The 14,294-nt window shown below is 69.3% G+C and carries 13 protein-coding genes; 7 read left to right on the top strand and 6 right to left on the bottom strand.

The features are described from left to right. Positions 1-97: 97 nt before the first annotated feature. The gene (locus HXX10_RS02060; RefSeq protein WP_296519739.1) at positions 98-2,080 is read left to right on the top strand and encodes an amidohydrolase; all 1,983 of its coding nucleotides are present in this window, start codon (positions 98-100) and stop codon (positions 2,078-2,080) included. Positions 2,081-2,304: 224 nt separating this feature from the next. Here the strand turns inward: HXX10_RS02060 and HXX10_RS02055 are convergent, their stop codons facing one another. Both HXX10_RS02055 and HXX10_RS02050 read right to left on the bottom strand, forming a co-directional pair. Further along, complete coding sequence (locus HXX10_RS02055) at positions 2,305-3,240, bottom strand: methylenetetrahydrofolate reductase (protein ID WP_296519737.1); 936 nt, start codon at positions 3,238-3,240, stop codon at positions 2,305-2,307. A gap of 9 nt (positions 3,241-3,249) precedes the next feature. Further along, positions 3,250-4,647 (bottom strand): hypothetical protein, encoded by a 1,398-nt coding sequence (locus tag HXX10_RS02050; RefSeq protein WP_296519736.1) that lies wholly within the window; start codon positions 4,645-4,647, stop codon positions 3,250-3,252. Positions 4,648-4,885: 238 nt separating this feature from the next. Between HXX10_RS02050 and HXX10_RS02045 the strand changes: the two genes are divergently transcribed. Together HXX10_RS02045 and HXX10_RS02040 are read left to right on the top strand one after the other, a co-directional pair. Then, the gene (locus HXX10_RS02045) at positions 4,886-5,671 is read left to right on the top strand and encodes a TIM barrel protein (RefSeq protein ID WP_296519735.1); all 786 of its coding nucleotides are present in this window, start codon (positions 4,886-4,888) and stop codon (positions 5,669-5,671) included. 127 nt (positions 5,672-5,798) lie between these two features. Then, entirely contained in the window at positions 5,799-6,014 is a 216-nt protein-coding gene (locus tag HXX10_RS02040; RefSeq protein ID WP_296519733.1) for a hypothetical protein, read from the top strand. A 15-nt stretch (positions 6,015-6,029) separates the two neighbouring features. Here HXX10_RS02040 and HXX10_RS02035 read toward each other — a convergent pair whose 3' ends face one another. Both HXX10_RS02035 and mbfA read right to left on the bottom strand, forming a co-directional pair. Then, complete coding sequence (locus HXX10_RS02035) at positions 6,030-6,938, bottom strand: metallophosphoesterase (RefSeq protein ID WP_296519732.1); 909 nt, start codon at positions 6,936-6,938, stop codon at positions 6,030-6,032. A 221-nt stretch (positions 6,939-7,159) separates the two neighbouring features. Beyond that, positions 7,160-8,116: an iron exporter MbfA gene (mbfA, locus tag HXX10_RS02030; RefSeq protein WP_296519731.1), complete on the bottom strand. Its 957-nt coding sequence runs from the start codon at positions 8,114-8,116 to the stop codon at positions 7,160-7,162. A 204-nt stretch (positions 8,117-8,320) separates the two neighbouring features. Here mbfA and radC point away from each other — a divergent pair, with 204 nt between their 5' ends. From radC to HXX10_RS02010, 4 genes are all read left to right on the top strand, one after another. After that, a complete protein-coding gene (radC, locus tag HXX10_RS02025) occupies positions 8,321-9,040 on the top strand; it encodes a DNA repair protein RadC (protein ID WP_296520055.1) in 720 nt (239 codons plus the stop codon). Between the two features lie 89 nt (positions 9,041-9,129). Then, positions 9,130-9,795 (top strand): GntR family transcriptional regulator, encoded by a 666-nt coding sequence (locus HXX10_RS02020; protein ID WP_296519730.1) that lies wholly within the window; start codon positions 9,130-9,132, stop codon positions 9,793-9,795. 14 nt (positions 9,796-9,809) lie between these two features. Continuing rightward, complete coding sequence (locus tag HXX10_RS02015; protein WP_296519729.1) at positions 9,810-11,072, top strand: dicarboxylate/amino acid:cation symporter; 1,263 nt, start codon at positions 9,810-9,812, stop codon at positions 11,070-11,072. Further along, a complete protein-coding gene (locus tag HXX10_RS02010; protein WP_296519727.1) occupies positions 11,069-12,124 on the top strand; it encodes a GntG family PLP-dependent aldolase in 1,056 nt (351 codons plus the stop codon). Before HXX10_RS02015 ends, HXX10_RS02010 begins: the two co-directional genes overlap by 4 nt. A gap of 71 nt (positions 12,125-12,195) precedes the next feature. On the opposite strand, the gene HXX10_RS02005 is transcribed toward HXX10_RS02010, so the two are convergent. Continuing rightward, complete coding sequence (locus tag HXX10_RS02005; RefSeq protein ID WP_296519725.1) at positions 12,196-13,068, bottom strand: hypothetical protein; 873 nt, start codon at positions 13,066-13,068, stop codon at positions 12,196-12,198. Positions 13,069-13,195: 127 nt separating this feature from the next. Next, a complete protein-coding gene (locus HXX10_RS02000) occupies positions 13,196-14,155 on the bottom strand; it encodes a DUF6282 family protein (protein WP_296519724.1) in 960 nt (319 codons plus the stop codon). Positions 14,156-14,294 lie beyond the last annotated feature (139 nt).

The following is a 14,294-nucleotide window of genomic DNA, read 5'->3' as shown; positions in this document are numbered from 1 at the left end:
GTTCGGCACGCCCGTGCCGTCCCAGCACCACGCTCACAAAAAAACCGGATGCGCCCCGGCACGGGTCGCACCACCACGTCTCTCGGGAGAGAAGCGCATGTGCCTGTTCTGCGGAACAAAACCGTTCGGATTTAGCGCCGCGTCGCTGTCGCGGCGGCATTTCATGGCCGGCGCCGCCGCCATGGGCAGCCTTTACGCCACCGCGCAGACGATCGCGCCAGTCGCCGCCGTTGCGCAGGACGGCAAGGCCGACATCATCATCGAGAACGCCAAGGTGGTGACGCTCGATCCCAAGACCCCGACCGCGGACGCGATCGCCGTCGCGGGCGACAGGATCGTCGGCGTCGGGACGCGGCGCGACCTGGAAAAATTCCGCGGGCCCTCGACAAAGATCATCGACGCCGGCAAGCGCACCGTGATCCCGGGCCTCAACGACGCCCATTCGCATTTCATCCGCGGCGCGCTGACCTATTCGCAGGAGCTGCGCTGGGACGGCGTGCCGTCGCTCCAGCTCGCGCTGCGCATGCTGAAGGATCAGGCGGTGCGCACGCCGGCGCCGCACTGGGTGCAGGTGATGGGTGGCTGGACGCCGCATCAGTTCAAGGAGAAGCGGCTGCCGACACTCACCGAGATCAACGCCGCCACCGGCGACGTGCCGTGCTTCGTCATGCATCTCTACGACCGCGCCTACGTCAACAAGGCGGGCCTGCGCGCGCTCGGCTGGAACCGCGACACGCCGGAGCCGTTCGGCGGCGTCATCGCGCGCGACGGCAACGGCAATCCGACCGGCCTCGTGGTGGCCACCACCAGCCTGGTCAGCCTTCTCTCCGTGTTCGCCAAGGTGCCGAAATTCTCGGCCGAGGAGCAGGTCGTCTCGACCCGCCACATGATGCGGGAGATGAATCGGCTCGGCATGACCAGCCTGATCGACGCCGGCGGCGGCGGCCAGAACTATCCCGAGCACTATCAGGCGATCGCCAAGCTGGCGGCCGACAAGGCGCTCACCGTGCGCATCGGCTACACCCTGATGGCGCAGCGCCCGGGGCGCGAGATCGAGGACTACAAGGGCTGGCTCGCCAAGGCGAAGCTCTACGAGGGCGACGATTACTTCCGCCTGTGCGGGGCCGGCGAGTACACCGTGTGGGCGGCGGGCGACAACACCAACTTCGCCAAGGACCCGGTGAACCAGCCTCCCATCATGGAGGAGAAGCTCACCGAGGTCTTGACCTTCGTGGCGCAGAACGGCTGGCCGTTCCGCATGCACGCCTCGTTCGACTTCACGGCGCAGCGCATCCTCGGCGTCGTCGAGAAGGTCCACAAGGAGGTGCCGGTCGACAAGCTGCGCTGGGGCCTCGAGCATTGCGAGGGCATGACGGCGCGCTCGCTGGAGCGGCTGCAGGCGCTCGGCGGCAGCCTCGGTCTACAAAACCGCATGTCGCTCGACGGCGAGGCCTATGTCCAGAAATGGGGCCCGGAGGCGGCCGAGGACGCGCCCGCCTTCGCGCGCATTCGTCAGATGGGCATCCCGTTCGCGCTCGGTACCGACGGCAATCGCGCCTCGAGCCACAATCCATGGGTCGGCGTGCAGTGGCTGGTCACCGGCAAGACGGTCGGCGGGCTCAAGCACGCGGCCGAGCGCAATCTGATGAGCCGCGAGGAGGCGCTGCGCGCCTACACGGCGGCCGGCGCCTATATCAGCAACGAGGAGGACAGGAAGGGCACGCTGTCGGTCGGCAAATGGGCCGATCTCGCGGTCCTCAACGAGGACTATCTCTCGGTGCCGGCCGATCGCATCTCGCAGATGAGCGCGGCCCTGACCATGGTGGGTGGCCGCGTCGTCTACGGCGAGGGCAAGTATGCGGCTCTCGCGCCGGGGGCCCTCGCCGTCGCTCCCGACTGGCTGCCGATCAAGCACTATGGCGGCTATGCCAAGGTCGCGGCGATCGACAGCGACACCCGCACGGCCTCGGCCGAGGAGCGCCACGCGCTCGCCGCCGCCATGATCGCCGAGGCGATGCCGACCGTGGTCGGCGACGACGGGCGGAGCTGGACGCTCGGCTGCGGCTGCGGGCTGCTTTAGCCCTTGTCGTCATTCCGGAACGGCGCACCGATCCCGGGCTTGCCCGGGATCGGCATCGTAAGTTGCCGAAGTCGGCAGAAGCCGACTTCGGTGCGCCGGACCCGGAATCCAGACCCAGACTCGGAGTTCGTCGCTGGATTCTGGGTTCGCTGCTTTGCAGCGCCCCGGAATGACGGCGAACTGATCGTCCGGATCCGTATCGGAAGCATCGCTCTGGCCGCCGCTCACGGCGGCGCCACCGAAAAGCCGCCGGCGGTGTCGAGCTCGATGCGGCCGGCGGCGGTCGCCGCGACCCAGCGCAGCGTCGCAGCGAGGCCGCCGAAGGCGTAGAAATGCGCCGTCACGTCGCCGAGGCGGTCCGCCGCGCAGGCGGCGGCCACCGGCCGTACGACGCGGTCGGGCGCGGCGCTGCCCAGCATGTTGCGGGCGAGCCCGACATTGCGGGCGAGCCCCTGGGCCGAGGCGCGCACGCCGCAGATGCGGGCGAAGCGCAGCAGGCCCGCGACCGAGGTCGGCCCGGCGAATCCGACATGCACACGGGTGTCGACGCCCTGGTCGCGCAGCCGCGTCAGCCAGGCGACGATCGGCTCCGGCGACACGCTGAACTGCGTCACGATGTGGGCCGCGAGGCCGGTCTCCTCGGCCGCCGCGAGCTTGGCCGCCAGCGCGCGCTCGAGCGCGATCGGCGCGATGCGCGGATGGCCGTCCGGATAGCCGGCGACACCGATCTCGCGGATGCCGCGGCTCTGCAGGATGCCGCTCTCGATCAGCTCGATGGCGGCCCGGAACGGCCCGGCCGGCGCCGTGCGGTCGCCGCCGATCACCAGCACGCGCGTCACGGCGGCGCGCTCGACCAGACGGGCGACATGGTCGGACAGCGCGTCGGCGTTGGCGAAGCTGCGCACCGCGAGATGCGGCACCGGCTCGACGCCGGCAGCCCGCAGCGTCTCGACCACGGCGAGCTGCTCGTCGAGCGGCCGCGACGGCAGCTCGCTCACATAGACGAGCGTGCCTTGCGGCACGCGATCGCGCAGCGCCGCGATGTCGTCCGCTGCCAGCCGCGTCGTCTCGAACGACGCGCCGGCCGTGAACGCCGCGACACCCGCGGCGGTGTCGAGCGCGTCGCCGTGCATCTGCACGGCCGCCTGAAACAGTGCCATTGCCATCCTCTAATGCCGTCGCCGCGAGATCACATAGGACTCGTCGTGGAACCACAGGCCGCCATGGGCGTGAAGCACGTCGCGGGTGGCGTCGAGATAACGTCCGTCCGCCACCACGGCGGCGAGCCGGTCGTCCTCCACCTGGGCGACATAGACGGCGGCGTTCCACGCCGCGAACAAGGTCGACGTGCCGATCGACTGGCCGAGCTCGCTCGGCAGCGTGTGCATGTCGTAACGGAACAGCGCGCGGTTGTCGGCGAAGGCGTTGAAGACGAGGTCGCGCCCGTCCGGCCCGAGCTCCTCCTTGACGGCACGCAGGATGTCGTGGCGGTCGTGCACAAAGGGGTCGTCGCCGGGCCACACCCGCTGCACGATCTCCTGCCCGGGATCATGGCCGTAGGAATGCACCGCGATCAGCCGGCCGCCAGGCCCGAGCGCGCGGGCGAGCGGGGCGATCACGCGCCTGGCCTTGAAGGCGAGCGGCGAGCGCGCCCGGTAGGGCTGCGACGCGATCACCAGATCGTAGCCGGCGGTGGCGGCGCCCGGGCGCGGGATCACCGAGTCGAGCAGGAAGCGGTGGTCCTCGCGATAGATCACCAGCACGACCGGCCGCTCGCAGGTCGGATTGCCGGTGACCGGGTTGACGCCGGCATTCCAGTTCTCGGTCAGGAACGGCTCCAGCCCGGTGATCTGCTCCTCGAACCGGTGCGCCGAGTTTCCCGACAGCGCCAGCTCGTGCCACACCATCCGGCTCTCCTGCTCCGGATTGCGTGCGGTGAGCCAGGGCGCCTCCGCATAGGCGAGGTTGGTGAGCACGATCACCTGGGCCGGATGCTCGAAGAAGCGGTCCGGCATCTTCTGCAGGGCGAGGCGCACGTCCTCCAGGCTGATCTCCTTGCCGACCACGTAGAACGGCATGGTGGGGAAGCGGTCGTGCATGGCGCGCATCACCTGCGTCAGCACGGTGCCGTCGCCGATGCCGGCGTCGAACACCCGCACGGACGGCGGCCGCGGCACCAGGGTCGCGAGCTCCAGCGCGACGCGCTGCGCCACCACCCGCTTCTCGCTGCAGGTGTGAACGAAGAGCAGATATTTTTGGCGATTGTCGAAGAAGCGGAAATGGCGCTGCGGGCTGATCTCGGTCACCACGGCGCGGGGCGGCAGCGGCGTGCGCGCCGCGATGCCGTTCGCCCGCACCAGCAGGGCGGAGCGGAGATCCGGCGGCACCCGGTTCGCCTGCATGAAGGCGCGGATGCGGTCGAGCGTCTCGGTGGTGATGCGGCCGCCATTGCGCAGCCGCGCCGCGAGCTTGCCGTCGTTGACGGCGCGCCGGCCGAAGGTCGACTCGGCCAGCCCGGTCTCACGGCAATAGGCGGAGATCTCCTGGAGCAGCTCCTGGGCGTTCATCGGCGCATCCTCCGGGCCGTGGCCCACGTCTGATGCGCGGATTACGGCCCACTTATTCGACCGTCACCGATTCCGGCGGTCAACCACAAAGTGGCCCATGGGCCGGGTGGGACGCGGGTGGGCCGGTCACGTTCGTGTATCGACGCGTCGGGGCCGGGCGCCGGTGCCCACCGTGAAACGAAACGGTTGCGCGCCGGCGCACGGCGGCCGATAGGTCGGCGGCAGTCCGGAGGGCTCGATGCCGCGTCTCGCCGCCAACGTCTCTTATCTGTTCACCGATCGCCCGCTGCTCGATCGCTTCGCCGCCGCGGCGGCGGCCGGCTTTCCGGCCGTAGAGCTGCAATACCCGTACGACCAGGACCCGGCCGCGATGCGCGCCGCGATCACGCGGCACGGCCTGACGATGCTCGGCGTCAATACGCCGCCGCTGCCCGATGCGCCGTCGGGGCTCGCCGGCGTGCCCGGACGCGAACAGGAGTTCGTCACGCTGTTCGACCGCGCGCTGGCGCTGGCGACGGTGATCGGCGCCCGGGCGATCCACTGTCTCGCCGGCGTGCCGCCGGCCGGTCGGCGCGATGAGGCCGAGGCCGTGTTCGTGACCAATCTGCGCCACGCCGCCGACCGGGCCGCACCGCACGGCATCACGATCCTGATCGAGCCGCTCAACACGGTCGACCGGCCCGGCTATCTGCTCACCCGGGCCGAGCAGGCGGCCGTGATCCTCGGCCGGGTCGAGCGCGCCAATGTGAAGATGCAGTTCGACGTCTATCACCAGCAGATCATGGGGGGCGACCTCACGCGCCGCATCGAGCGCCATCTGCCGCTGATCGGCCACGTCCAGGTCGCCGCCGTGCCGAGCCGGGCCGAGCCCGACGAGGGCGAGGTGAACTGCCCGGCCGTGCTCGCCGCCCTCGACCGGCTCGGCTATGCGGGCTTCGTCGGCTGCGAATACGTGCCGCGCGGCCGCACCGAGGACGGGCTCGTCTGGGCTCGGCCGTTCGGGATCGGCGCCGCCGCGTCCTGATTGCACCGCACCATGAAATGCCGAGAATTCGCCCGTTTGGATTAGCTCACTCTTAACGGAGCGGGCGCACGCTTCGGTAGAGGCTCCGCCCTCGCCGGGCGGACCACCAAGGCCCGAGAGGGCCGCCATGTTGAGCTCTCGCAAGACGCGCTTCCAGTGGGGCAAGCAGGACCGCAGCAACGACCCGTCGCTGTTTCGATCCATGGCGCAGCACTGGCATCCGACGGTCCGGACTCACGCCGCCGACGCGGACGACGCCGTCAAGGTTTCGTCCCCGATCCTCGATCCGAATACCACCGGCAACGAGGCGCCGACCTGGACGCCGTGGCTGTGGGTCGACTGACCGGAGCGGCGTTCGCTACCCTGGCCGTGACAGGTTTTTGCGCGCCAACTCGGTGATCGTTGCAGCGCCGGGCGCAAAGCCGCGGGACAAAACCTCGCACGTGAAGGCGCCGGGGGCGCCGTCGATCCGGTAGAGATTGTAGGCGGCCGGCTGATGGTGTCCGTCCGCCGTCGCCGAGGCGGACGGCAGGCCGACGGCGGGAATCTTTCCGCCCGGTCCGTCGAGCCACATCAGCGCATGGACGTGATCGTGGCCGTGCAGCACCAGCTCGGCGCCGGCCCGCGCCAGCACGGCCCGGAATGCGTCCGCATCGACCAGCCGCTTGTGCCGGCTCGCCGGCGTCCTGTACGGCGGATGATGCAGCAGCACGACGCGGAACAGGCCCTCGGCACCGAGCGTCTGCAGCGCCGTCTCCAGGCGGGCGAGCTGATCGTGGCCGAGAAGGCCGGTCGCCAGAAACGCCGGCGTCGGCACGGCGCTGGACAGGCCGACGAGCGCGACGGACCCGCGCCGGCGCACATAGGGGAAGCGAGGGCCGGTGCCGCGGTCGGCCGCGCCGTCGCCCGTCATGTAGGCGTTCCAGTGCTTGCCCCACTGGGCGAGCGCGCTGCGCACATAGGCGTCGTGATTGCCCGGCACGAAGCTGACGTCCGCGGCCGGCCCGAGCGCCCGCAGCCATTCGCCCGTGGCGGCGAACTCGTCCGGCAGCGCGATGTTGACGAGGTCGCCCGTCACGGCGGTGTGGTCGGGTTTTTGGGCGGCGAGGTCGGCGATCAGGTCGGACAGGATCTCGACGCGGTGGCGCTTGTGGCGGTTTCGCCGCCAGTTCAGCCAGCCGAGGATCCGCTTGGAGGCGAGCTCGCGCAGCCGCGGCCGCGGCAGCGGGCCGATATGCGGGTCGGTGAGATGCGCGAGCACGAACATGACGAGCCAAAGGGGTTGAGAAATGCGACGGCACACCGCTCACTGGTCATTCCGGGGCGCCGCCAACGGGTCCGGCCTTCGGCCGGCCCAATGACAGGCTCCGCGGCGAGCCCGGAATCCATACACACAGTCTGTGGTTATGGATTCCGGACAGCCGACCTTTGGTCGGCTTCCGGAATGACGGCGGAGCGGTTACCTGATCGCCGATGTGACGCAGCTTGTCACGCGCTGCCGATGAGAATCCCGGCCAGAAACACCAGCACGCCGCCGAGCACGATCTGGAAGACCGCGGAGAGGAAGGGCGTGTCCATGTAGCGCCAGCGGATCCAGGAGATCACGGCGAGCTCGACCACCACCACGGCAAACGCCACACCGGTGGCGATGCCGAAATGCGGGATCAGGTAGGGCAGCGTGTGGCCGATGCCGCCCAGCGTCGTCATCAGGCCGCAGACGCCGCCGCGCAGCCAGGGCGAGCCGCGGCCGGTGAGCGAGCCGTCGTCGGACAGCGCCTCGGCGAAGCCCATGGAGATGCCTGCCCCGATCGACGCGGCCAAGCCGACCAGGAAGGTCGCCCAGGTGTTTTGGGTCGCGAAGGCGGCGGCGAACAGCGGCGCCAGGGTCGACACCGAGCCGTCCATCAGGCCGGCCAGCCCGGGCTGGACGTATTGCAGCACGAACATGCGCCGCGCCGTGGCGTCCTCCTCGGTGCGCACGTCGGTGGTCAGCAGCTCGCCCTCCAGCCGCTCGGCCAGCTTCTCGTGCTTGTCCTCCGCCTCGGCGAGCTTGATCAGGAGCTGGCGCATCGAGGCGTCGCGGCTCTGCTCGGCGGACCGCCGGTAGAAGCGGGCGGTCTCGTACTCCATGGTCTCGGCGTATTTGCGGACCTCGTCGAGGCCGAGCGGACGCACCAGCCACAGCGGCCGGTGCCGCACGAAGCCCTTCACGTCCTGCCGCCGGATCAGCGGAATGAAGTCGCCGAATTTCTTCCGGTAGAGGTCGAACAGCCAGGTCCGGTGATTGACCTCCTCCTCGGCCATGGCGTCGAACACGGCCGCCGACGTCGGATACTGGGCCCGCAGCCCGTCGGCGAAGCCGCGATAGATCCGGCTGTCCTCCTCCTCGTTGGTGATGGCGAGCGCGAGCACTTCCTGCTCGGTGAGGTCGACGAACCGTTTCATGGGGGGTCCTGCGCGTGGGAGAAGGTAGTTTAGAACGATTATATGGTGGGGTCGTTCCATATGGCACCGGGGCTCCGGCGGCCACCGCCGCGGCCGGGTGGGCGGGGTCTGCACAACCTCCGGTGAAGCTCCGATTGCCAATGCGGCGACGAGTCGGTCATGTTGTTGGGAGCGGGCAAGGGTCACCCGCGCGCGGTGTGCACCATGGCGGACGAGGCGGACCCCGACGACCGGGCCGGGCTGGCTGAGGCGGATCCGCACTACCACGGCCACCGAGACCGGCTGCGCGCCCGCTTTCGCGAGGCGGGCAGCGATGCCGTGACGGATTACGAGCTCCTGGAGCTGGTGCTGTTCCGGGCGCTGCCGCGGCGCGACGTGAAGCCGCTCGCCAAGGCCCTGATCGCCCGCTTCGGCTCGTTCGCCGAGGCCGTCGCGGCGCCGCCGCAGCGCCTCGCCGAGGTGCCGGGCCTGGGCGAGGCCGCCATCACGGAGATCAAGATCGTCCAGGCGGCGGCCCAGCGGATCGCCCGCGGCGAGGTCAAGCGGCGGACCGTGCTGTCCTCGTGGTCGGCCGTGCTGGACTATTGCCGGACCGCCATGGCCTTCGCCGACAAGGAGCAGTTCCGCATCCTCTTCCTGGACAAGCGCAACCAGCTCATCGCCGACGAGGTCCAGCAGGTCGGCACCGTCGACCACACGCCGGTCTATCCGCGCGAAGTGGTCAAGCGGGCGCTCGAGCTGTCGGCCACCGCCGTCATCCTGGTGCACAACCACCCGTCCGGCGACCCGACGCCGTCACGGGCCGACATCCAGATGACCCAGGCGATCCTCGACGTGGCGAAGCCGCTCGGCATCGCCGTGCACGACCACATCATCGTCGGCAAGGACGGCCACGCCAGCTTCAAGGGCCTGCGGTTGATCTGACGCGGGCGCATCCCGGCACCCCGCGTCCGGCGTGGCTGGACCGCGCCGGCCGGTTGACACCAAACTGGCATACCAGCAAAATGCCAGTGATGACCCAGCCGTCTTCCTTGCGCCGCGACGACGCCTATGCCCGCATCCGCGAGCTCGTCGTCAGCCGAGCGATCGATGCGAACGAGCCGCTGTCCGAGCGCGGGCTCGCGGAAACGCTCGGGATCGGCCGCACGCCGGTCCGCGAGGCCCTGAAGGCGCTCACGCGCGACGGCCTCCTGGTCGTGCATCCGATGCGCGGCACCTTCGTGCGGCAGCTCTCCTTCGACGACTTGCGAGAGATCCACGAGATGCGTCTGGCGCTCGAAGGGCTCGCGGCCTTCCTGGCGGCGAGCCACGGGCCGACGGCCGAGCTCGACGACTGCGCCGCCCAGCTCCATGCCCTGGACGGAACCGAGGATCCCGACGTCGAGCAGGCCCAGCACGTCGGCTGGGCGTTTCACGACGCGCTGTTCCGCGCCGCCGACAACGGCCGGCTGTCGTCGACCTACGACGCCCTGCGGGCGCAGAGCGGCCTCGCGTTGCAGAAGATGCGCCAGTACAGCCTCGCCCGCACCCGCCAGGTGGTCCGCGAGCATCTCGACATTCACGCCGCCGTCGCCGCCCGCGATCCCGAGCTGGCGCAGCAGCGCATGTGGCGCCACCTGTCGGCCGCCTTCGAGGCGCGCCTGCAGGCGCTCGGCGCGATCCGGCCCCAGCGACCCTGACGAAAGGCCCGCCCATGAGCAGCGCCGTCTCGAACCCGTTCCGATGGCCGCTGGCCGTGCAGATGCTGGTCGGGCTCGCGCTCGGCCTCGGGGTCGGCATGCTGTGGCCCGAGATCGGCATCGCCTTGCGGCCACTCGGCACCGCCTTCGTCGAGGCCATCAAGATGATCGTCATCCCGGTCGTGTTCGCGACCGTGACGCTCGGCATCTACCGGATGGGGACGGAGCTGCGCACGCTCGGACGCATCGCCGCCGTCTGCTTCCTCTATTTCTATGTCGCGACCGTCATCTCGATCGCCATCGGCCTCGGCCTCAACGCCATCTTCCACCCCGGTGCCGGTGCCTCGCTGGCGGCGACCGGCAAGATCCCGGCGAACCTCGCCGTGTCGGTCGACTGGGTGAAGTTCTTCATGGACATGATCCCGTCCAACATCATCGCGGCGATGGCCGAGCAGAAGGTGCTGCCGACCCTGGTGTTCTCGATCCTGCTCGGGCTCGCTTTGGCGTCGATCGGCGAGCCGGCGCGGCCGGTCGTCGGGGCGCTCGAAGCGATCATGCTGGCGATGTTCAAGATCACCCGCTGGATCACGGCGACGGCGCCGGTCGCCATCTTCGCCATCGTGGCCTGGCTGTTCGCCTCGCAGGGGCTCGCCACCGTGACGGCGCTGGCGAAGCTCGTGCTGGTGATGTATCTCGGCCTCGTGCTGATGGTGCTGGTGTTCTGGCTGATGCTCCTCGCCATCGGCGAGCGGCCGATCGCCGTGACGCGCGCCATCATGGAGCCGGTGATCCTCGGCTTCACCACCCGCTCCTCCGAGGCGACCCTGCCGGTCCACATGGAGAAGCTGCGCGCCATGGGCGTGCCGGACCGCATCATCGCCGTGGTGCTGCCGCTCGGCTACGCCTTCAACCGCGACGGCTCGATCATGTATTTCGCGCTGGCCGTGACGTTCCTGGCGGAGGCTTACGGGATCGCGCTGACCGGCTCGGCGCTGTTCACCATCCTGATGGTGACGACCATCGCCAGCAAGGGCAGCGCCAATGTCCCCTCCGGCGGCCTGGTGGCGATCGCCATGGTGCTGACCGCGATCGGCCTGCCGGTCGAGGCGCTCGCCGTGATCGCCGGGGTCGATGCCTTCCTCGACATGGGCCGCACCGCCGTCAACGTGTTCGGCAACACGGTCGCCGTGAAGCTGGTGCAGAAATTCGCCGGCGACAGCGTCCGCGACGAGGCCGCCGGCCTGTCGCTGGCGCCGGCCGAGGCGGGCGAGGCATGACCGGCGCGCCGATGCGCGGCACCGACGAGCCGATCGACCTGCGCAGCGACACGGTCACGCGGCCGACCGAAGCCATGCTGGAGGCGATGCGCGCGGCGCCGCTCGGCGACGACAGCCGCGACGGCGACCCGACCGTGGTGCGCCTCGAAAGCCTCGCCGCCGCCCGGCTCGGCAAGGAGGCGGCGCTGTTCCTGCCCAGCGGCACCATGGGCAATCTGCTCGCCGTGCTGGTTCATGCGGGCCGCGGCCGTGACGTCTTGGTCGATCCGCTCGCCCATCTGGTCGGCTCGGAGCTGGCCGGCCTGGTGAGCGTCGCCGGCGTGGTGCCGCGACCCGTCGCCAGCCGCGCCGGGCAGTACGACCTCGCCGCACTGGAACGCGCGCTCGCGGCCGCACCCTCGGGCCGGGTCGGAGCCGGCCTGGTCTGGCTCGAGACCAGCCACAACGGCGCCGGTGGCCGCGTGCTGCCGCTCGATCATCTGCGCGACACCGGCCGGCTGGCGCACCAGGCCGGCGTTCCCGTGCATATCGACGGTGCCCGGCTGTTCAACGCCGTGGTGGCGCTCGGGGTCGGCGCCGACGTGGTCGCCGCGCCGGCCGACACCGTGATGGTTTGCGTGTCGAAAGGCCTGAGCGCGCCGATCGGCAGCCTGCTGGCCGGTCCGGTGGAACTGATCGGACAGGCGCGCGCCTTGCGAAAAATGCTCGGCGGCGCCATGCGCCAGGCCGGCGTCATCGCGGCCGCCGGCATCGTCGCGCTGGAGACCATGGTCGAGCGCCTCGCCGACGATCATGCGGTGGCGCGCCGGATGGCGGCTGGACTTGCCGCCCTGGACGCCTCGCTGATCGACCCGGCCGCGGTGGAGACCAACATGCTGCGGCTCGACGTGTCCAAGACCGGCCGCAGCGCGGCCGACTGGGCGAGCCGGCTCGGCGCGCTCGGCATCCGGGTCCAGGCGAGCGGGGAGGCGCAATTGCGTCTCGTCACCCATCGGCACGTCGACATGGCGGCCGCCGACCGCGTCGTCGCGGCAATTGCGCAGGCGGCCTAGCTCCGGGACTGGTTCGAGGGGGTGACCGCCTCGGATGCGCTCAGACCGGCTCGTTTCGATGTGTGTGCGGGTTACGGCATCGGATAATCGTCGGCGTTCAGCACCCAGCCGGGCTTCTGCGAGAAATCGATACGCGGCGGGCAGAAGATGTCGACGAGCTGGTTGAGGTCGCGGCCGACCGCTTCCGTCGTGTGGATCGACGGCGGCGGGATGACGGCGATGGAGGGGCTGGCGCACAATTCGTGATCGTCGGCGCGCCAGAAATTCTTGTTCACCGTCCATGGCCAGCGCAGATGGTGGACGAACTCGCCCTCGAGCGCGAGCGAGCACTGCTCGAAGTCGTCGTGATGATGTGGCGAGAGCCTGGTTGCGTCACGCGGCCCCTGGTAGGAGTCGAGGAAATTGACCATGAAGGTGGTGCATCGCCAGATGCGGCCGAAGCGGCCTTTCTCCGAGGGCACATCGAGGCTGTAGACGCGCAGCCGGTAGCCGCCTTTGGGTTCGGGCCAGGGCACGTCCGGCGCGACATGAGGCTTGGCCGTGGCATAGGCGGCGGCATTGCTGCACTTGGCCGCGAGGTCGGTGGCGCGCGTGGTGAACATGCGCACGATGCGGCCCGGCGTGATCACGCGCAGGCTCGACTGTCCCGGCGGCACGAAAGCAAGCGAGCGGCCGTTCACGCGCTCGGTGCCGTCCTTTGTGGTGATCTCGACTTCGGTCTGCTTGTCCGGGATGAGCACCACATATTCGTCCGCCTGCGCGTCGCGGGTGAAGACAGCGTCCTTGGCCGGCTCGGTGAAGGCAATGATGAAGTTCTGTCCGCGCCCATACCAGGTCTTCCCGGCGGGCCCGCTTTCCTGCGGCGACTCGGCGTAAAAGCGAAGATATTCGGCGCCGCCGAAAGGGCCACCGGCCGCCTGCTTTACGGCCGGCGCCGCGGCCAAAGCCGCGCGGGGATCACTGACGTCGTACATGAAAGGCCTCCCGATCTCATCTGGTTCCGGACAGCGACAGCGGCTCATTGCAGTGCAGGCAGGTCAGCTCACAGTTCCGGCTGGAGAAACTGTGTTGCTATGCAGAGGATGCGGGTCGCTTCGCCTCCAGATCCAGAAGACCAGCCGCGTTGATGCTGACGAGCTGCCGAATGTCGGCCGCCGAGAATTGCAAGTCCAGCAGCATTCCGACGATCTGGCGAAACCCGTCCACGGGCCGAGGATTGTCGCGCAAGCCCAGGTCCGATGACAGGATGGTGTGATCGACGCCGCCGACTTCGATCAGACGTGCAAGCTCCTCGGCGTCGAACTTCTTCGACTTTCCATCTGCAAACATGCAAATCGAGTGCTCGATATAGGCCCCGGCCGCGACGAGCGACCGAATATCCTCGTCGGTGCAGCCGACGATGTAAGTGGGATGGTTGACGAGCATTTTCGTCACGCCGCGCCGCCTTGCTTCCTCAAACAGCAGATGCAGCTCGCGGGCGGGAAGGTGGCCGCCGGCCAGGATGATGTCGGCTTGCGCGATGATGTCCAGGCAGGCCTTGGCCGCATCGGAGACCTCGCCGCCAGCATCGAGGGCGCTGAGCGGGATGGGGTCGAGCATCTTCCTGGCTGTCTTCGGGAAGGTCTTTCCCTGTCCGCTCAACTGAGCGATGTGGTTCTCCGCCGAGACGGTCGGCATCCAGATGATCTTGGCACCGATCATTGCGGCGTGGTCGACAGCATGCGGATTTATGCCTCCGCTCGCGTTGTTGAGCGCCAGCCCCGAGAACAGGCGTACGCCGGTGTCGGGGAACAGCTTCTCGAGCATCGCCGCGTGTGACACGCCGAGATAATAGTGATCCTTGTAAAGCAGCGCTCTGAAGCCCGCCGCGGCGCAATCCATCATTGCGTCGTGGTGGTCGAGGATGCGCGGCATCGCGGCCGGTCCGCTGTGGCAATGGAGATCGACAGCGCCGACCAGCAACCCATTCACCTCGGCAGCACGGGTATCGGGGACGGATTTGGTCACGGCCGATGCCTCACTGATCGACATGCTTTCATCCCTGCGTCGTGTCGTGGCCCGGTTGTGGCCTCAGAAAAATACCGTCACGGTTCGGCCTCCTGCCGAGACCGCGGTCGCGTCCTTGTTGCAGATTGCAAATGGCGAGCTCGCGCTCCAGTATCGCATGTCG

This window comes from Rhodoplanes sp. (assembly GCF_013377085.1).
In the GTDB taxonomy this organism is placed as follows: domain Bacteria; phylum Pseudomonadota; class Alphaproteobacteria; order Rhizobiales; family Xanthobacteraceae; genus Rhodoplanes.
The sequence above is the reverse complement of the archived record's forward strand: the minus strand, read 5'-3'. Positions and strand labels throughout refer to the sequence as shown.

Bases quoted from the DNA above. Each gene is read 5' to 3' on its own strand.
- HXX10_RS02060 (WP_296519739.1), top strand. From the start codon at position 98: ATGTGCCTGTTCTGCGGAACAAAACCGTTCGGATTTAGCGCCGCGTCG.
- HXX10_RS02055 (WP_296519737.1), bottom strand. From the start codon at position 3,240: ATGGCACTGTTTCAGGCGGCCGTGCAGATGCACGGCGACGCGCTCGAC.
- HXX10_RS02050 (WP_296519736.1), bottom strand. From the start codon at position 4,647: ATGAACGCCCAGGAGCTGCTCCAGGAGATCTCCGCCTATTGCCGTGAG.
- HXX10_RS02045 (WP_296519735.1), top strand. From the start codon at position 4,886: ATGCCGCGTCTCGCCGCCAACGTCTCTTATCTGTTCACCGATCGCCCG.
- HXX10_RS02040 (WP_296519733.1), top strand. From the start codon at position 5,799: ATGTTGAGCTCTCGCAAGACGCGCTTCCAGTGGGGCAAGCAGGACCGC.
- HXX10_RS02035 (WP_296519732.1), bottom strand. From the start codon at position 6,938: ATGTTCGTGCTCGCGCATCTCACCGACCCGCATATCGGCCCGCTGCCG.
- mbfA (WP_296519731.1), bottom strand. From the start codon at position 8,116: ATGAAACGGTTCGTCGACCTCACCGAGCAGGAAGTGCTCGCGCTCGCC.
- radC (WP_296520055.1), top strand. From the start codon at position 8,321: ATGGCGGACGAGGCGGACCCCGACGACCGGGCCGGGCTGGCTGAGGCG.
- HXX10_RS02020 (WP_296519730.1), top strand. From the start codon at position 9,130: ATGACCCAGCCGTCTTCCTTGCGCCGCGACGACGCCTATGCCCGCATC.
- HXX10_RS02015 (WP_296519729.1), top strand. From the start codon at position 9,810: ATGAGCAGCGCCGTCTCGAACCCGTTCCGATGGCCGCTGGCCGTGCAG.
- HXX10_RS02010 (WP_296519727.1), top strand. From the start codon at position 11,069: ATGACCGGCGCGCCGATGCGCGGCACCGACGAGCCGATCGACCTGCGC.
- HXX10_RS02000 (WP_296519724.1), bottom strand. From the start codon at position 14,155: ATGTCGATCAGTGAGGCATCGGCCGTGACCAAATCCGTCCCCGATACC.